18 protein-coding genes are annotated in these 17,843 nt (G+C 69.4%); 6 read left to right on the top strand and 12 right to left on the bottom strand.

Annotated elements, in window-relative coordinates; translation table 11 throughout:
* Nucleotides 1-97 precede the first annotated feature (97 nt).
* Both FBZ89_RS14140 and FBZ89_RS14135 read right to left on the bottom strand, forming a co-directional pair.
* Nucleotides 98-448, bottom strand: a complete 351-nt coding sequence (locus FBZ89_RS14140) for an antibiotic biosynthesis monooxygenase (RefSeq protein ID WP_145750601.1) — start codon at nt 446-448, stop codon at nt 98-100.
* A 95-nt stretch (nt 449-543) separates the two neighbouring features.
* Nucleotides 544-1,440 carry a ketopantoate reductase family protein gene (locus tag FBZ89_RS14135; protein ID WP_145750600.1) on the bottom strand — a complete coding sequence of 299 codons (897 nt, stop codon included), beginning with the start codon at nt 1,438-1,440 and terminating at the stop codon, nt 544-546.
* Nucleotides 1,441-1,616: 176 nt separating this feature from the next.
* On the opposite strand from FBZ89_RS14135, the gene FBZ89_RS14130 reads away from it, so the two are divergent.
* From FBZ89_RS14130 to FBZ89_RS14115, 4 genes are all read left to right on the top strand, one after another.
* A complete protein-coding gene (locus tag FBZ89_RS14130) occupies nt 1,617-2,372 on the top strand; it encodes a Crp/Fnr family transcriptional regulator (protein ID WP_246172196.1) in 756 nt (251 codons plus the stop codon).
* A gap of 76 nt (nt 2,373-2,448) precedes the next feature.
* A complete protein-coding gene (locus FBZ89_RS14125) occupies nt 2,449-3,159 on the top strand; it encodes a glutamine amidotransferase (RefSeq protein ID WP_145750599.1) in 711 nt (236 codons plus the stop codon).
* A 36-nt stretch (nt 3,160-3,195) separates the two neighbouring features.
* A complete protein-coding gene (locus tag FBZ89_RS14120) occupies nt 3,196-3,735 on the top strand; it encodes a GAF domain-containing protein (protein ID WP_145750598.1) in 540 nt (179 codons plus the stop codon).
* Between the two features lie 235 nt (nt 3,736-3,970).
* Nucleotides 3,971-5,176, top strand: coding sequence for an NnrS family protein (locus FBZ89_RS14115; RefSeq protein ID WP_145750597.1), 1,206 nt, complete (start codon nt 3,971-3,973; stop codon nt 5,174-5,176).
* 43 nt (nt 5,177-5,219) lie between these two features.
* Here FBZ89_RS14115 and cydB read toward each other — a convergent pair whose 3' ends face one another.
* Together cydB and FBZ89_RS14105 are read right to left on the bottom strand one after the other, a co-directional pair.
* Entirely contained in the window at nt 5,220-6,233 is a 1,014-nt protein-coding gene (gene cydB, locus FBZ89_RS14110; protein WP_211115226.1) for a cytochrome d ubiquinol oxidase subunit II, read from the bottom strand.
* On the bottom strand, nt 6,230-7,666 hold the full coding sequence (locus FBZ89_RS14105) for a cytochrome ubiquinol oxidase subunit I (RefSeq protein ID WP_145750596.1): 1,437 nt from the start codon (nt 7,664-7,666) through the stop codon (nt 6,230-6,232). Before FBZ89_RS14105 ends, cydB begins: the two co-directional genes overlap by 4 nt.
* Nucleotides 7,667-7,966: 300 nt before the next feature.
* On the opposite strand from FBZ89_RS14105, the gene FBZ89_RS14100 reads away from it, so the two are divergent.
* A complete protein-coding gene (locus tag FBZ89_RS14100) occupies nt 7,967-8,431 on the top strand; it encodes an Rrf2 family transcriptional regulator (RefSeq protein WP_145750595.1) in 465 nt (154 codons plus the stop codon).
* A 127-nt stretch (nt 8,432-8,558) separates the two neighbouring features.
* Nucleotides 8,559-9,392 carry a metallophosphoesterase gene (locus FBZ89_RS14095; RefSeq protein WP_145750594.1) on the top strand — a complete coding sequence of 278 codons (834 nt, stop codon included), beginning with the start codon at nt 8,559-8,561 and terminating at the stop codon, nt 9,390-9,392.
* A 5-nt stretch (nt 9,393-9,397) separates the two neighbouring features.
* Here the strand turns inward: FBZ89_RS14095 and FBZ89_RS14090 are convergent, their stop codons facing one another.
* The 8 genes from FBZ89_RS14090 to FBZ89_RS14055 form a co-directional block, all read right to left on the bottom strand.
* Nucleotides 9,398-10,372 (bottom strand): PDR/VanB family oxidoreductase, encoded by a 975-nt coding sequence (locus tag FBZ89_RS14090; protein ID WP_145750593.1) that lies wholly within the window; start codon nt 10,370-10,372, stop codon nt 9,398-9,400.
* Nucleotides 10,373-10,413: 41 nt separating this feature from the next.
* Nucleotides 10,414-11,178, bottom strand: coding sequence for a GntR family transcriptional regulator (locus FBZ89_RS14085; RefSeq protein WP_246172194.1), 765 nt, complete (start codon nt 11,176-11,178; stop codon nt 10,414-10,416).
* Complete coding sequence (locus FBZ89_RS14080) at nt 11,175-12,311, bottom strand: aromatic ring-hydroxylating dioxygenase subunit alpha (protein ID WP_145750592.1); 1,137 nt, start codon at nt 12,309-12,311, stop codon at nt 11,175-11,177. Before FBZ89_RS14080 ends, FBZ89_RS14085 begins: the two co-directional genes overlap by 4 nt.
* Nucleotides 12,312-12,422: 111 nt before the next feature.
* A complete protein-coding gene (locus FBZ89_RS14075) occupies nt 12,423-13,679 on the bottom strand; it encodes a ComEC/Rec2 family competence protein (RefSeq protein WP_145750591.1) in 1,257 nt (418 codons plus the stop codon).
* A gap of 12 nt (nt 13,680-13,691) precedes the next feature.
* Nucleotides 13,692-15,497, bottom strand: a complete 1,806-nt coding sequence (locus FBZ89_RS14070) for a TonB-dependent receptor (protein WP_186457358.1) — start codon at nt 15,495-15,497, stop codon at nt 13,692-13,694.
* Nucleotides 15,494-16,120, bottom strand: a complete 627-nt coding sequence (locus tag FBZ89_RS14065) for an STN domain-containing protein (RefSeq protein ID WP_145750589.1) — start codon at nt 16,118-16,120, stop codon at nt 15,494-15,496. The genes FBZ89_RS14070 and FBZ89_RS14065 overlap by 4 nt, the downstream gene beginning before the upstream one ends.
* A 233-nt stretch (nt 16,121-16,353) precedes the next feature.
* Nucleotides 16,354-17,310: a FecR family protein gene (locus tag FBZ89_RS14060; protein WP_186457357.1), complete on the bottom strand. Its 957-nt coding sequence runs from the start codon at nt 17,308-17,310 to the stop codon at nt 16,354-16,356.
* Nucleotides 17,311-17,315: 5 nt separating this feature from the next.
* Nucleotides 17,316-17,819 (bottom strand): RNA polymerase sigma factor, encoded by a 504-nt coding sequence (locus FBZ89_RS14055; protein ID WP_145750587.1) that lies wholly within the window; start codon nt 17,817-17,819, stop codon nt 17,316-17,318.
* Between the last annotated feature and the right edge of the window lie 24 nt (nt 17,820-17,843).

Here is a 17,843-nt window from a genome sequence, read left to right as displayed (position 1 = left end):
GGGGGGCACAGCGAGGACAAGCCTAGGCGGACGGATGTCCGCCGCCCGGCGACTGAGGGAGCATTTGAACGGTCACGTCCAAATGCCGCGCGTATAATCAGCTCAGGCGCATGTAGCTGCCCATGTCGGCCTTGATGCCCCACTGGGCCAGGAAGGCGCCCGGGTTGAAATCCTGGCGCCGGTATTCCTCCGCCGCGCGGGCCTTGGCCGCGGCCATCGCCTCTTCGCTTTCCCACTGCACCAGGGTGACGACGCCGTAATCGCCGTCGTCCAGCCGCCATTCATAAAGGCCGTGTTGCAGGCAGCCGGGCTGGCCGTGCAGGAATCCGTCGATGAAACGGATGCGCGCGATGAAGGCGTCGCGCGCATCCGCCGGCACGGTGAACTTGTCGATGCGATAGCGGTGGCTGGCGTCCGCGCACGGGGGATTGGGGGTCTGGGCGTTCATGGCGTCTTTCTCCGACAGGCCATTCAGAAGCCCCCGCACGCTAAAACCTCAATATAAGTTGAGATCAAGCAAAAACGGACCGCCCACATCCGGCTTTAAGCGGCCTTGACCTCCAGCAGCTTGACCAGGGCCAGCAGCGCCCGGTTGGCCGGCGTGGGGATGCCCAGGACCCCGCCCCGGCGCACGACGTGGCCGTTCAGGTAATCGATCTCGCTCCGCTTGCCCCGCGCCAGATCCTGGGCGGTGGAGGAGAATTGGTTGGGCATGGCCGCAGCCAGGGCCATGACCCGGTCCAGGATGTCGTCGCCCACGGCGATGTCGCCGGCCCGCGCCACGGCCACGGCCTCCGCCACCACGTCGGCCATGACGGCGCGCACCTCGGGCACGGTCACCATGGTGCCGTAGGTCACCTGTGCCACCGCCGACATGGCGTTGTAGGCGCAGTTGATGATCAGCTTGTCCCACAGGGCGGCGGTGACGCCGGCTGATACCGTGGCTGGAATGTTGGCCGCCCGCAGCATCTCTGCCACCCGTTCACTGTCCGGGCCCGTGCCCAGGATCAGGTCGCCCCGGCCATGGTGGCGCACATGGGCGGGCCCGGCCATGTCGGTCGCGACATATACCACCACCGGCACCACCGGCCGGCCCAGCACGGCGGCCAGCCGTTCGGCGTTGTCGACGCCGTTCTGCATCGCCAGCACCACGGCACCCGGCTTCAAATGAGGCAGCATGGCGCGCCCTGTCGCCTCGGTATCCGCGGACTTTACGCAGAACAGCACCAGGTCGGCATCGGCCAGCGCCTCCGGCCCGGTGGCGGCGCCGATGGCGACCTGCCCGTCGAACCCATCCTTCATCTGCAGCCGCAGGCCATGCGCGCGCACCGCGTCCACCAGGGTCGGCCGGCCCACCAGGGTGACGGCATGGCCGGCGCGGGCCAGCAGCCCGCCGAAGAAACAGCCGACCGCGCCGGCCCCCATGACACCGATGTTCATCCTGAGTTTCTCCCATGTGGTGGCGCGTCTTTCGCTACGCGGCGTTGCGGTTAAGGTGCGGGGGACCGGGGAGCGGCGCAACGGCCCATCGCTCATCCCTCCCCCGCCGAAAGCGCATCCGCCTGACCGGATCCCGCCCTTCACCGTCCCCGCCGGCCGGGCTATCCTTTCGCCCCATGCCGTCCACCCTACCCCACGCCGCCCCCCACGCCGCCCCGGCCCAAAGCGCCCCCTGGCCACCCCAGGCGCTGGCGGGGATGGAGCTGTTCCGGGGTCTTGAGGTGCCCGGCCTGGCGGAGGTGATGGCCGTGGCCCTCATCCGCACCGTGCCCCGCCATACGCCGCTGTTCCATCAGGGCGACCCGGCCCAGCACTGCCACGCCCTGCTGAGCGGCGGGGTGCGCATCAGCCAGACCAATGCCGCCGGCGCCCAGGTGGCGTTGCGCTTCATCGGCGCCGGCGAGATGTTCGGCAGCGTGCCGCTGTTCACCGACCGCCTCTATCCGGCCGACGCCGAAACCGTGGCCGACAGCGTGGAGATCCGCTGGACCGAGGCGTCCCTGCGCCAGCTGATCACCCGCCACCCGGCCATCGCCCTGAACCTGGTGACGGTCATCGGCCGCCGGCTGATGGAGGTGCAGGATCGCCTGCGCGAGGTTACCACCGGCAGGGTGGAGCAGCGCCTGGCCCGCGCCCTGCTGCGCTTGGCGGCCCGCGGCAAGACATCCGACACCGGGACCGCGCTGGCCTTCCCCCTGACCCGCAAGGATTTGGCGGAACTGTCCGGCACCACCTTGCACACCGCCAGCCGCACCCTGGCAGCGTGGGAAAAGCGAGGCTGGCTGTCCAGCGGCCGCGCCCAGGGACGGTCCCGCATCACCCTGCACGACCTGGCGGCCCTCACGGCCGTGGCGGAAGAGGGGCGGGAGTAAGCCCCAGAATCCCCTACCCGCCCGGCCGCACCGCCGCCTATAACGGTCCACCCTGCCCCCTTGCCGGAGGTTTCCCATGCCGCGTACCAGGAAAGCCGTGGCGCTGCGCCATGTGGCGTTCGAGGATCTGGGCCTGCTGGCGCCCGTGCTGGCCGCCGGCGGCTGGGATGTCGACTATCGCGAGGCGCCGGTGGATGACCTGGCCGACCCGGCCATCGCCGATGCCGACCTGCTGGTGGTGCTGGGCGGCCCCATTGGCGTTTATGAGGAAGCGGAACATCCCTTCCTGACCCGGGAGATCGCGCTGCTGGAACGGCGGCTGGCAGTTGGGCGGCCGGTGCTGGGCATCTGCCTGGGCGCCCAGCTGATGGCCCGCGCCCTGGGATCCCGCGTCTATGCCGGTCCCGCCAAGGAGATCGGCTGGGGTGCCTTGGACCTGACCGAGGCCGGGCACGCGTCCTGCCTGGCGCCATTGGGGGAGCCGGGGGCCCAGGTGCTGCACTGGCACGGCGACACCTTTGACCTGCCGCCGGGCGCCACCCGCCTGGCCGGCAACGGCCTTTATCCCAACCAGGCCTACAGCCATGGCACAAACGCCCTGGCCCTGCAGTTTCATATCGAGGCCGATCCGGCGCGCCTGGACCTGTGGTATGTCGGCCATGCGGCGGAACTGTCGGCCGCGCGCCTGTCGGTGCCGGAGTTGCGCGCCGCCGGAACTGTGATGGCCGCCCGCGCCGCCGACCAGGCGTCGCGTATATTCACCCCCTGGCTGGCGCGGCTGGACTGAGCCAGCGCCATCATTCGCCCCCGAGGACGCCTTCCCATGTTCCAAGCCCGCACCAGCGACATCCCGCGCGACAAGGCCACGCTGTACAGCGACCTGAAATCCGACCTGACCGGTCTGCTGACCGATGAGCGCGACGCCATCGCCAACGCCGCCAACCTGTCGGCGCTGCTGTTCACCACCCTGCCCGACCTGAACTGGGCCGGCTTCTACTTCATGCGCAACGCCGCGCCCAAGACCCTGGATGGGGGCAACCTGGGCGGCACGCGCGAGCTGGTGCTGGGCCCGTTCCAGGGCAAGCCGGCCTGCGTGCGCATCGCCGTGGGCCGGGGCGTCTGCGGCACCGCCGTGGAACGGCGCCAGTCCGTGCTGGTGGAGGATGTGCACGCCTTCCCCGGCCACATCGCCTGCGACGCGGCCTCGCGCTCCGAATTGGTGGTGCCGCTGATCCTGGATGGCCAGGTGCTGGGCGTCATCGACCTGGACAGCCCCAACCCGGCCCGGTTCGACGCGCAAGACCAGGCCGGCATTGAGGCCCTGGCGGAGCTTTTCGTCACCGGCAGCGACTGGCCTTTGTAAGTTGGCCCTGCGGGCGCGGGCATCCGCCCGCTTGCCATCCTCGTTTTCCAGTCCGCTGACGCTCCCCGGAAAACTCCGGGGCCTGCGGTCGCAGGCCTGGGGGGGCTTTGATGGGAAACGGCGTTCTTCAGTGGCAGACGTGGGGTTTGCGCCAGCACAACGATGGCCGTCGGTGGAAAGCCCATCCTGAGCAGGATCGCGCCGGGTTCGGCGCTCTTGTCCGGAGGGTTTTGCCATGGCCACCGCGCCCCGTCCTTATGCCGGCCCCATGCTGCTGGCCGAGGGGTTTCGTCCTTTCTTCCTGGCGGCGGCGGTGTGGGCCGCCGTCGCGCTGGGCCTGTGGGTGGCGCTTCTGAGCGGCGCCATCGTCGGGCCCCGTGTCCTGGATCCGCTGGCTTGGCACATCCATGAGATGCTGTTCGGCTTCGTCATGGCGGGGGTGGCGGGCTTCATCCTGACAGCCATTCCCAACTGGACCGGCCGGCCGGCCTTGCGCGGCAGGCCCTTGGGGGCCCTGGTCGCCCTGTGGCTGGCGGGGCGGCTGCTGGCGCTCGCCGCGCTGGTCTCCACACCGCCGGCCATCCTGGTGGGCGCCGTCGACGCCGGCCTACCTCTGGCGCTGGCCGCCTACGCCGCGCCCCAGGTGGTGGCCGCGCGCAACTGGCGCAACCTGGTGATGACGGTGCCCCTGTTGGTGCTGACCATCGCCGATGGGCTGATGGTCGCGGAGGGCGCAGGTGTCGCCGTGCCCAACGGCCTGGGCTGGCGCCTGGGCCTGGCCGCCGTCATCATCCTGATCTCCGCCATCGGCGGACGCATCATCCCGGCCTTCACCCGCAACTGGCTGGTGAAGCGGGGCGCCACCGCCCTGCCCCCGGCCAGCACCGGCCCAGTCGATCGACTGGCACTGGCCAGCCTGCACACCGGCCTGCTGGCCTGGACCTTCCTGGCCAACGGCCGTGGGTTGGGCACCGCCCTCGCCGGTGGCCTGTTGCTGCTGGCCAGCGCCGCCAACCTGGCGCGCCTGGTCCGCTGGCGGGGCTGGACCACGCTGGCCGAGCCGCTGCTGACCGTCCTGCACCTGGGCTATCTGTGGGTGGTGGTGGGGGCGGCCCTGCTGGCCGGCACGCTGCTGAGCGCCGCGGTGCCGACCGCCGCCGCCATCCACGCCCTGACCGCCGGATCCATCGGCACCATGATGCTGGCGGTCATGAGCCGGGCGTCGCTGGGCCACACCGGCCGGGCGCTGACGGCCGACCGCGTGACGGTCGGGATCTATCTGATGGTCAACGGCGCCGCGCTATCCCGCATCGTCGCCAGCCTGATGGGCGGCCTGCCCATGCTGTTGCTGGGTCTGTCGGCCCTGTTGTGGATCACGGCCTTCGTCCTGTTCGCCGGCCGCTACGCCCCCTATTGGTGCCGACCCCGCGTGACGGCCTGAGCGGGTTGACGGGACCGGCGCGGGGGCCGGTCCCGCCGCCGCTTCAATGATAGCCCGCGTCCGCCTTAACCTTGCCGCGGAAGACCCAATAGGACCAGCCGCTATACAGCAGGATGATGGGCAGCAGGAACAGCGTGCCCACCAGCAGGAAGGCCTGGGTGCTTTCCGAGCTGGCGGCGTCCCACAGCGAATACCTGTGGGGCACGATGTTGGGCCACAGGCTGATGGCCAGGCCCAGGTAGGCGGTGATGAACAGGCCGATGCCATAAACGAAGGGCCAGGCGTGATGGTCCCGACCCAGGCTGCGCCAGGTGGCCCAGGCCAGCACCGCGCTGGCGAGGGGCACCGGCGCCAGGAAGACGATGTTGGGCCAGGTGAACCAGCGCTGGGCAATGTCGGGCTCGGCGTAGGGCGTCCACAGGCTGACGATGCCAATGCCAACCAGCACCAGGATCAGCGCCCGCCGCCCCTGCACCCGCGCCCAGTCCTGCAGGCCCCCCTCGGTCTTCAGGATCAGCCAGCCGGCGCCCAGCAGGGTGTAGCCCGCCATCAGGGCCACGCCCGTCATGACGGAAAACGGCGTCAGCCAATCGAAGGAGCCGCCGGTAAACTGCCGCCCCTCCACCTGGAAGCCCTGGATGAAGGCGCCCAGCACCGTACCCTGGGCGAAGGTGGCGACGGCGGAACCGTAGGCGAAGGCGTTGTCCCAGAAGCCCCGGTGCTCCTTGTCCTTGAAGCGGAACTCGAAGGCCACGCCACGAAAGATAAGGGCCAGCAGCATCAGCAGCACGGGGAAATACAAGGCCGGGATGATGATGGCGAAGGCCAGGGGAAAGGCCGCCAGCAGGGCCAAGCCGCCCAGGATCAGCCAGGTCTCGTTACCGTCCCAGATGGGGGCGATGGAGTTCATGATGATGCCGCGCGACGTGCTGTCGGGGTTCAGGCCGTAGAGCATGCCCACGCCCAGGTCGAACCCATCCAGCAGCACGTAGAAGAAGACGCCGGCGCCCAGGATCACCGTCCAGACGCCGACCAGGTCGAGCATGGGGCCGTTCATGGCGTATGTCCCTCCGCAGCATGTCCCTCGGGAAGTTGGGCCAGCGGCAGGGCTGCCACCGGCTGGGCCGGCCGGCCGCTTTCCACCGGCGTGTCGTTCTCCACATCATGATCCAGCGGCCCGTTGCGCACGATACGGCGCAGGAGCAGCAGACCCGTGGGGTAGATCAGCAGGTAGACCGCCATGTACATCAGCAATGACAGGATGACGTCCCCGCCGGTCAGGGATGGCGTCACCGAGTCCGCCGTGCGCATCAGGCCGTAGACGGTCCAGGGCTGGCGCCCCACCTCCGTCGTGGTCCAGCCGGCCAGCACGGCGATGAAGCCAAGAGGCCCCGCCCATTGCAGACCGCGCAGGTACCACCCCGCCGTGTAAAGCCGCCCGGACCAGCGCAGCAGCCAGCCCACGCCGACGATGGCCAGCATGGCCAAGCCCACCCCCACCATGACGCGGAAGGCCCAGTAGACGACGATCACCGGCGGCCGTTGGTCGGCGGGGAAATCCTTCAGCCCCTTCACCGCCCCATCCCAATGGTGGGTGAGGTACAGGCTGCCCAGCTTGGGCACGGTGATTTCGAAATGGTTGGTTTCCGCCTTCTGGTCGGGGAAACCGAACAGCGAAGCCGGGACGCCCTGCCCGCCCTCCCACAGCCCTTCCATGGCGGCCAGCTTGGCCGGCTGATGTTCCAGGGTGTTCAGGCCATGCATGTCGCCCAGCACGATCTGCAGCGGCACGAACAGGGTGAGGAAGCCCAGCGCCATGCGCATCATCACCCGTCCCTCATCCGGGAAACGGCCCTTGCGCAGGGTATAGGCCGCCACCGCCAGCACGACAAAGGCGGTGGTGACATAGAAGCCGCTGACCACGTGGGCCAGGCGGTAGGGGAAGCTGGGGCTGAAGATGATATCCACCCAGCTGGCGGGGAAGAAGCGCCCATCGACGATGGTATAGCCCTGGGGCGTCTGCATCCAGCTGTTCACCGCCAGGATCCAGAAGGTGGACAGCAGGGTGCCCAGGGCCACCATGCTGGCCGCCACGAAATGGGCCCAGGGCGGCACCAGCTTGCGCCCGAACAGCAGCACGCCCAGGAAGGCGGCCTCCAGAAAGAACGCCGTCAGGCCTTCATAGGCGAACAGCGGCCCCACCACGTTGGAGGCGGCGTCGGTGAAACGGCTCCAGTTCGTGCCGAACTGAAAGGGCATGACGATGCCGCTGACCACGCCCATGCCGAAGGTGACGGCGAACAGGCGGATCCAGAACTTGGAAATCCTCAGGTAGACGGGATTCTTGGTCCAGGCGTGCAGCCCTTCCAGCATGGCGATGTAAGAGGCGATCCCCACGGTGAAGGCCGGCAGCAGGATGTGCCAGGCCACCACCCAGACGAATTGCAACCGGGACAGGATCAGGGGATCCAACAGGCGGTCGGTGGACATGGGACTGGTCTCCCTCTCAAAGGCCGCCGGGGGGTGGAGCCTGTCCGCGGTTGAAAATGCCCCTGGCGTTCAGAAGCGCTCAAGATCCGCTTGATCGGGCGAACCGTCCAGCGGTCGAATTGTCTAAGGCACTGAGCCTGGAAATGATTGGTGATTTTTGCGGTAACTTGTCGGAACCGGTTGGCATCGTCCAATTCCGGTCGTCACGATCAGCACCACATGACACCCATAACAAAACCGGCGAACATGACCCTGTGTATGGGGTATAGATGTATTCTTCATGCTGTTTTGAGGGTGCCCATGCGGCTGTCGAGCTATACGGATTACGCGTTGCGCACGCTGGTGTTCCTGGCGCTGAAGTCCGACGGCCTGGCCACCATCAACGACATCGCCCAGACCTACGACATCTCGAAAAACCACCTGATGAAGGTGGTGCATCAGCTGAGCCAGCTGGGATACGTCGAGGCCGTGCGCGGACGGGGCGGCGGGCTGCGCCTGGGCCGCAACGCGGAAGACATCCGCCTGGGCGAGGTCGTCCGCGCCACGGAGCAGGAACTGGACATCCTGGAGTGCTTCTCCAGCGCCTCACCCGCCCTGTGCCGCCTGAATCCCACCTGCGTGCTGAAGTCCGCCTTGAAGGAGGCGCTGCAGGCCTTCCTGGCCGTGCTGGACGACTATACCCTGGCCGACCTGGTGAAACCCCGCCGCACCCTGGCCGGCTTGCTGGATTTGCCGCTGCCCGCCAGCCTGGCCGGGACCGCCTGAACACCCGCCACGCCCTGGCGTCCCGATCCGCGCAGGGTCGCCCCGATGGCAACGATGGTGACAGGGGAACGCCCAGCCCTTACCGTCGGTTTCACCCCACCCGCATCCTTGCCGGATGTCATTCGCGATGCTGAACCGACTGCGCGCCGCCCTCAGGCCGGCCCAGGCCCGTCCCGACCGGACGGCGCCCCGGGCGCCGGATGGGCATGTCCTCTATGCCGTGGGCGACGTCCACGGTGAACTGGGATTGCTGCGCCGCTTGCTTGACGCCATCGCCCGGGACCACGCCCAGATGGTGGAGTGCCACGGCCCCCTGACGGCCGTGCTGATCATGCTGGGCGATTATGTCGACCGGGGTCCGGACAGTCGCGGGGTCGTCGACCTGCTGCACGGCGGCGCCGACCCGGCCGGCCGCACCCTGGACGACATGTTGCCCGGCTTCACCCGCCATTGCCTGCGCGGCAACCACGAACAAACCATGCTGGACTTCCTGGACGACCCCATGGCCGCCCTGCGCTGGCTGGACTTCGGCGGCCCGGCCACCTTGCGCAGCTATGGCCTGCCCGTGGTGCTGGAAGGGCCGGCGGTGCTGCAGGCCATGGCGCTGAGCGAGGCGCTGGCCGCCCAGCTGCCCCCGTCGCACCGCCGCTTTCTGGACAACCTGGCTTATCAAGTCGTCTACGGCGATTATGCCTTCGTCCACGCCGGCATACGCCCCGGCCGGCCCTTGGCCGAACAGACGCCGGAAGACATGCTGTGGATCCGCGCCCCCTTCATGCTGGCCGAGGGGCCGCACGAGAAGGTCATCGTCCACGGCCACACCATCGTGCCGGACGTCGATATCCTGCCGCAGCGCATCGCGGTGGACACTGGTGCCTACCGCAGCGGCCGCCTGTCCGCCGTGGTCCTGCACGGACCTGACATCCGTGTCCTGGATGCCCAGCGGGCCGTATCGTTGTAATTGCCCTATTCGACCCTATCGCCCGTATCCAGCGTCACCGTGCCGGTGGCGCGGGAAACGCAGACGCACATCTGGCGGCCCTCCGCCTTTTGCCGGTCGCTGAGGAAGACGTCGCGGTGGTCCAAGGTGCCGCCGGCCACATCCACCACGTCCAAGGCGCAGAGTCCGCACTCCCCGCGGCGGCAGTCGTACATCAGGTCCGCGCCGGCCTCCCGCAGGGCCGACAGCAGGGTCTGGTCGGGGCGCACGGTCACCGTCAGGTTCAGGCGCGGCACCCGGGCGATGAAGGGCTGGGCTGGCGCGGCGCCGCCGGCGCCAAACGTCTCAAGCCGGAAATCGGACGGCGGGCGGCCCAGGGCGGCCCACGCCTGGCGCGCCACCGCCATCATGGGCGCAGGGCCGCAGATATAGACCTCACCCCCCGGCGCCACGCGCGCCAGCTCGGCCCTGAAGTCGATGGCCTGGCCCTCGGCGTCCAGAAAGACCTGCAGCCGGTCTCCGAGCAGCGTCCGCAATTCCTCCGCGAAGGCCAGGTCCATGGCGCGGCGGGCGGCGTAGAGCAGGCGGACGGCGGCGTCCCGGCGCACCAGCGCGCGCGCCATCGCCAGGATGGGGGTGATGCCGATGCCACCGGCGATCAGCAGGTGATCGGGCCGGCCGGCCGACAGCTGGAAATGGTTCAGGGGCGCGCTGATGGTCAGGCGCGCGCCCGGCGTCAGGCCCCACATGTAGGCGGAACCGCCCCGGCTGTCCGGCAGCCGCTTCACCGCGATGCGCAGGATGCCGTCGCCCGGCTCCCCCACCAGGGAATAGTGGCGCACGTCCGGCCGGCCGCCGATCAGCACCTGAACCTGGATGTGCGATCCAGGGCCGTAGGCCGGCACCGGCCCCTCCGGCTGGATGTCGAATTGGCGGATGCCATCCGCCAGTTCGCGGGTGGCCAGCAGACGCGCCGACCCCCATTCCGCCTTGAATCCCATAGGTCGTTTTCCTCCCGTAATGTCTCAGCGCCGCGCCACGGTCACGGCCACGCCGCCGCCAGTCGCAGCAACGATCCGCCGGGCAGGCCGGTCAGCTTGTCCCGGTCGCTCAGGGCGGCGCGCAACCGGCGCTGGGCCACGCGGGCATGCTCGGCGGCCAGCGCCTCGGCCCGCGCCCCTTCGCCCCGGCTGATGGCCTCCAGCAGTCGGCGGTGCTGTTCCTGGGCCACCACCAGGGTGTCGCGGCCCGCCGCCTCGGTGGCGTGCAGTTGCACGAAGGCGGAAGGGCCGGCGAAGGGCTGGGCCGCCGCCTGCTCCACCGCGCGGGCCACGACGCCGCTGCCGGCCAGGCGCACCAGTTCCTCATGGAAAAAGGCATTGAGGCGGACGTACTCGTCAAAGTCCGCTTCGCTCAGCACGGGCTGGGCCACCACCCGGTCCAGCGCCGCCACACAGTCGCGCAAAGGCCCGAGGGCACCGGCGGTGGGCCGGCGCTCCGCCGCCAGGCGGGCGGCCAGGCCCTCCAGCGTGCCGCGCACCTCGATGGCGTCGGCAAGATCAGCGGCGGTGAAGGCGCGCACGATGAAGCCGCCGCTGGCCCCGGGCGCCACCAGCCCTTCCTGCGCCAACCGCTCCAGGGCCAGGCGCACCGGCGTGCGCGACACGCCGAGCCGCTCGACCATGGCCGGTTCGGACACGCGCTTGCCGGGCGGCAGCTCACCCGCCAGGATCAGCTCACGCAGGCCCTGCTGCGCGCGCGCCACCTGCATGCCCCTGCCCTCTTCCTCCGCCACCATCGCCTTCATTCCGCCGCCATCCGCTGGGGCCGCTCGGCCGCGATCATGCGGTCGATCAGGCGGCGGGCCCACATGCCACCGGCATCGATGTTCAGATTGTAGAAGCGGCGGTCCGGATGGCTTTCGATGGCGCGCTGCTGCGCCTCCAGCACCTCTTCATCCTCACCGAAGATGCGGTGTACGCCTTCACGCAGCTCATGGGTCAGGCGCTGTTCGGTCACGCGGTAGTTACGGCAGAAGGCCCAGAAGTAATGGCAGCTGCCATCCGTCTCAGGCGTGATGGTGTTCAGCACATAGCCGTTGACACCCTGGCTGCGGTCGCCCTCCGGCGCGCCGGTGCCGGCGGGGGCCACGCCCACGTCGATGGCGATGGTGCAGGGCGCCTCGAAGGTGATGATCTGCCAGCGGTCGACCTTGCCCGGCTTGCCCAGTTGGGCCGCCCAGAAGGGCGGCGGGTCGATACCGTGCATCCAGCGGGTGACGGTGGCGGTCTTGTCGGTATGGGTCACCTGGAAGGGCGCCTCGGCCACCGCGTCGTTGCCGATGCTGGAGCCGTGCACGAAGGTTTCGTGCGTCAGGTCCATCAGGTTGTCCAGCACCAGGCGGTAGTCGCACTTCACCGTGATCAGGCGGCCGTCGCCGGCCCACTCGGGGTCATGGTTCCAATGCAGGTCGGGGACCAGGGCGGGGTCGGCCAGGGCCGGGTCACCCATCCACACCCACAGGAAGCGGTGGCGTTCCACCACCGGATAGGACCGCACGCAGGCCGCCGGGTTCAGCGTTTCCTGGCTGGGCATGTGGGTGCAGCGGCCGTTGGCGGCGTATTCCAGGCCGTGATAGCCGCAGCGCACGCCATCGCCGACCAACCGGCCCTTGGACAGGGGCACCAGGCGGTGCCAGCAGGCGTCGGCCAGAGCCACCGGCGTGCGGTCCAGCTGACGGTAGAACACCAGTTGCGTGCCGCAGATGGTACGCGGGAACAGCGCCCGTCCCACCTCATGGTCCCAGGCCGCCGCGTACCAGGCGTTGTCCGGCCAGGCCTTCGCCGCCGTTTCCGGTCCAGAGGCCCCAGCCCCGGAAACCAACGAACGCCCCGTCACCCAGGACTGGCCCTCACCCTGCGTGCGATCGTCCCGACCCATGGCACCGCTCCTCCACATTCGTTATGAGGCATATGTACCTCATCGCGGAAATGCATGCAATGTGAGTCTCTTTCGCCCAAATATCGTCCGAAATACCAATTTCTGTATACATCACGTCCGACAGACATAGGGCCCGCAGGCCAAGATGATGCCGCCCTCCTCCCGCGTGGCATCCAGGACGAAGATGCGATAGCTGTCACCGCCGGGGGCGACCCGCACCACCACGTGGCCCTGGCGGCTGCGCAAGGCGGGCAGGAAACGTTCGTTGATCTGGGCCGCCGCCGGCAGCAGTTCGGTGGCGAAGACGTCGCGGGGCATGGCCCCCGGCCAGGCGTTGGTCAGCCGTTCCATCTGCGCCATACCCGGGTGGGTGGCGTGCCAGGAGGGAATGACATAGGCCTGGGCGTCCAGCAGGCGGACGAAATCCGGCCCGCAGGCGTCGAAATAGCCATGATGGTCGGCCACCGCCACCTCCACCCGGCCGCAAGCGGCGGCCACGGGCGTCTCGACATCCATCCAGGGGAAGCGGCCGTCGCGGGTGGACGCCGTCAAATCACCGCCGGTGAAATAGCCGAAGCGGCCATAGTCCAGGCGCAGGGCCAGGGACATCATGTTCTCCACCGGCCGGTCGGCGGGCGCCAGGGTAGCGCCGTCGGGGAACAGGGCCCGGCTGTCCTGCCCCTGCCCCGTCCATACACGGCCGTTGCCCGCCACCACGCGGATGGCGAAGCCCGGCAGCGGGGTGCGCGGCCGGATCTGGTCCACCGACCCCACCCGCGCCGCCGCCACCGCCCGGCCCGACCGCGCCCGGGCATCCAGCCAGGCGCGGTAGTTGGTGGCGAAAGGCGCCGACAGGGGCGGCAAATCACCATAGTCGGGATAGGCGCGATCGATGACCATGGCCGCCGGCATGAAGCGGTCGACCTCGCTGAGGCCCGTCAGGCGATAATCACCGTCCGGCGCCTGGGCCAGGTCCGGCGTCACGTCGCCGATATGGTCGGGGTGGATGTGGGTGGCGACCATGTAGTCCAGGCTTTCCCGCCCGGCGGCCCGGGCCTGGCGCAGGGCATAGCGCGCCACCCATTCCCCCGGCTGGCGGCTGGCGTCCGGCCTGATGGGGGCGGAGAGGCCCGGCCCGTCATGGTTGGTGCCGCAATCGACCAGCAGCGTGGTGCCGTCGGGTGCCAGGATGAAGGTGGCGTTGCCCCGGCCGGTGTCGATGTGGTGGATGTCCAGCGTGCCCGGCGTCCAGGGCGGCAAGGCCCCGTCCACTGCGCCCTCGGCCTCCCCCCCGGCCGCCCGCAGGCCCCGGGCGCGCCCCAGCAACAGCCCACCGGCCAGGCCGCCACAGAATTGGCGGCGATCCATGTGCGCCCCATCTTAAAACGACGCCGACAGGGTGAAACCATAGGTGCGCGGCGGACCCAGATATTCCGACAGCACACCGGCCGTGGACGGGGTCTGCAGGAAGGCGGTGTCGAACAGGTTCTTGCCCCATAAGGTCAGGCGATAGCGCCGGTCGGGCGTTTCGAACGACAGGCTGGCGTTGACCAGGTCATAGGCGGGGACGAACAGCTGCGGGCTTTTGGTGGCGCCGGTGTAGTAGTCGTCCAGCCAGGAATAGCTGACATTGCCGCTGAGGAAGCCCAGCGTGCCCACCGGCGTCTCATAATTGGCCGTCAGCGCCACCTTGTGCTTAGGCGAGGAGCCCAGGGGATGGCCGGTGTTGTTCACCACCCTGGCGATGAAGAAATCGTCATAGGCGGTGTCCAGATAGGAATAGGCGGCGGTCAGGTCCAGTCCCCGGACGGGATGCAGGCCCAGTTCCAGCTCCGCCCCTTGCGAGGTCGCCTTGGCGGCGTTCAGGATGGTGCCGATGCCGGTGACGGTGTTCTGCACGAATTCCTGCTTGTCGCGGTAATCCAGGTGGAACAGCGACAGGTTGGCGGTCAGGCGCTGGTCCCACCAGCCGGTCTTGGCCCCCACCTCATAGTTCGTGACCTTCTCAGGGTTGAAGGGGGTGACGATGGCGGCAAGGCTGCTGGCCTCGGTGTTGTACCCGCCGGAGGTGAAGCCCTTGGCCATGCTGGCGTACAGCATGGTGTCGGGGACGGGGCGCCACGACAGCACGGCGCGCGGCGTGAACTGCGCCCAGGCGCTGTTGAGGTCCCCGGTGCGAAAGCCCGCCGCCGGCGCCAGGTAATTGGTGCGGACCAGGTTGCCCTGCTTCTGGTCCAGGGTGTAGCGGCCACCCAGCGTCAGCTTGACATCCGCCGGCAGGTTGACGGTGCCATCGAGAAAGCCGGAGATGCTGTCGGTACCCACCGACTGATTAGCCAGCTGGTTGGTGGTCAGCACGCCGGTGCGCGCCGCGTAATTGCGGGTACCCAGCTGCCGGCTGGCGTCCTCGTTCAGGTAATAGACGCCGGCGACGAAGGTACCGAGGTCCCATTCCGGGCTGGTGTAGCGCACCTCTTCAGAGAAGTCCTTAACATCGTCGGCATCGTCGTTCATCTGCTGGCTGCCGGTGGTGAGGAAGGCGTAGTTGGTGCCGGTGGAGGAATAGCGCTCCACCGAGCGCGACAGGCGGTAGGCGGTGATGGCCGTGACCGTGCCCTGGCCCACGTCGATCTCGGTGTTGTTGGCGAAACCCGCCATGTGCCGGGTAAAGCTCTGCGGGAAGCCCAGCTCGGAGGTGCGGGGGTTGCCGTCATTCCCGCCGCCCAGCGACGACAGGGTGCGGCCGCCGTTGTGGTCGTCGCCGTAGTCCAGAGTGAACAGGGTCTGCACCCGGCCGGCGCGGGCGCGCAGCTGGCCCCGCACGCTGGTGCTGTCCAAATCATCCTCCGCCCTACCGGTCAGGCGATCCTCGCCATAGCCGTCATGGCTGCGGCGGGAGACCACCAGCTTGGCCGCGACGTCGTCGCTGACCGGGCCGCTGACCAGGGCGTTGAGGTCCACCGCGTTGTAGTTGCCGTAGCCGACGGAGACGGACCCCTCCGGCGTGGTGAAGGACGGCTTGCGCGTGTTCAGCAGGATGGCGCCGCCGGTGACATTGCGGCCGAACAGGGTGCCCTGCGGCCCGCGCAGCACCTGCACCGAATCCAGGTCGAACAGGTCGAACATGGCGGCGGAGCTGCGGGTGATGAACACATCGTCCAGCACCACCGCCACCGGCCGGTTCACGCCGATCTGGGTGAAGGTGTTGCTGGACCGCGGATGGCGATGGTGGGGCTGCTGTAGTTGAAGGAGGAGACCAGCAGCCCCGGCGTCACCCGCGACACGTCCTGCAGGTTGGTGATGCGCTGATCGCGCAGGGCCTTCGCCGGCAGGGCCGTCACCGCCACCGGTACGTCCTGCAGCTTTTCCTCGCGCCGCTGGGCGGTGACCAGAATTTCCGTCAGGTCGGCGGCGGCGTACTGGGCCGCCTCCCCCGCCGCCGCGTGCGGCACGGCCTTGCGCACCACCAGGCCGCCCCCGGCATCCGGCACCACCTCCAGCCCGCTGCCCGCCAGCAGGCGGACCACGGCGTCCCACACGCTCATGCGGCCGTCCACCGCCGGGGCGGTGCGGCCCGCCACCAAGTCGGGCGCGAACAGGATGTTGGTGTCGGTCTGACGCGACAGCGCCTCCAGCGACGCCGCCAGCGGCTGGGCGGGCAATTGCACCTGTGCCTGTGCCTGGCCAGGGCCCGCCGGCGCTTGAGCCTGGGCCTGGGCGGCCCCCACCGCCAGGCAGGCCAGCGCCGTGCCCACGATCAAGGACCAGCGCAACCGCCCGGCCGCCATTTTCCTATAATGAAACGCCATGATTTTCCCCCGAGTGGCAGGGCTGATTTCCAGCCTCTTCCTCTCGACGTCGGGGGCCCGCCTTTACCTCACCCCCCTTTGGGAAATTTCACGAAACTGTCATTGCGTGTTCCCTCAGGCGCCGGGCGCCAGCATCCGCTGGCTTGGCTTCCTCGCTCCGCCCCCCTTTGAGTTAACCCAGGGGGTGCTCGCTCCGGGGCCGGCAGTCGCCGGCCTGGTCTTGGCAAGCGCTTCTATCGGACCAATGTCAGCCGGTCCCCCTGCCCCACCACGCGCAGGGCCAAAAGGGTGCCGACGGAGCGGGCGAAGGCGGCGTTGTCGCCCACGCGATAGGTGCCGCTGACCCGCAGGGCCGCCACCTCGGGCGCCACCGCCAGCTTCACGGCGCTGTAGCGGTTCATCTCCGCCACCGCCGCCGCCAGCGTGTCGTCGCGGAACACGGCGCGCCCGCCCTGCCAGGCGATGGCGTCGGCCACGTTGGGCTGGCTCAGCCGCACGCCGGCGGCTTCCGTCGCCAGCTGCTGGCCCCCGGCCAGGGTGACCGGGGCGGCGTCTCCCGGCAGTCCCGCCACCTGGGCGCCGCCCTCCACCAGGGTGACGGTGACATCGTCGGCATCGCGGCGGATATCCAGCTGGACGACGCCCGGCTGGACCTGCACGTGACGGCCGGCGGCCTCCACCTCGAAGGGGCGGGGGTCGGTGGCGGCGGTGGTGAAACTGGCACGGCCCCGCACCAGGGTCACAAGGCGGGCCCTGTCGTCCAGGCGCACCCGGATCCGGCTGTCGGTATCCAGGATGACGCGGGTGCCGTCAGCCAGGGTCACGCGCCGCTGTTCACCCACGGCGGTGCTGTAGACGGTGGCGCCCGCCCGCTGCCAGAAGCCGACGCCGCCCACGGCCAGGACCAGCCCGCCGGCGATGCCGGCCAGGACCAGGCGGCGGCTGGGCGCGTCAGGCGCCGGTGGCGATGACAGGCTGGCGCGCTCCGCATGCAGGCCACCGGCCACATCCCACACCAGGGTCATGTGTTCGAACGCGGCGGCGTGCGCCGGATCGGCGGCGCACCAGGCGCGGAAGGCCGCCACGGTGTCCTCGGTGCGGTCGGGCGCATGCAGGCGCGCCATCCAGGCGGCGGCCTCGACATCGGCCCGCTCATGCGGCGGCGCGCTATGGGATTGTGCCCGGGCCACCTGTCTCACCACCCCTTCGCCCATTCGGCCAAGGCCAGGGCCGCCTTGGCGATGTGCTTTTCCACGGCACTCTGGCTGATGCCGAGGCGGGCCGCGATCTCATGGTATTTCAGCCCATCCAGCCGGTGCATCAGGAAAATCTCCCGCGTGCGCGGCGGCAGGCGGGCGATGCCCTCGCGCACCCGGTCCAGACGTTGGCGGGCGGCATAAACCTCGTCCTGCAGGGGGGCGTCGTCGGCCAGGGTGTCCGCCAGGCCCTCGTCCAGGGGGGCGACGGCGGTTTGGCGACGGGCACGGCGGTGCTCATCCAGCGCGCTGTTGGCGGCGGCCCGCACCAGAAAGGCCTCGGGATTACGCACCTGTTCCCGGGCGCGGTACGCCTCCAGCTTCATAAAGGCGGCGTGCAGATGGTCGTCCACGTCCTGCGCGCCCGTCAGGCGGATCAACTGCCGGCGCAGGCGCGCCCACAGGGTGCGGCTGGCCAGGGCGTCCTTCTGGTGCTGGTCCATGGGCGCGGGAGTCCGTCGGCGGTA

Origin of the sequence: Nitrospirillum amazonense (assembly GCF_007828045.1) — a bacterium.
Taxonomy (GTDB): Bacteria; Pseudomonadota; Alphaproteobacteria; order Azospirillales; family Azospirillaceae; genus Nitrospirillum; species Nitrospirillum amazonense_C.
This window is presented reverse-complemented; position numbering and strand designations above follow the sequence as displayed.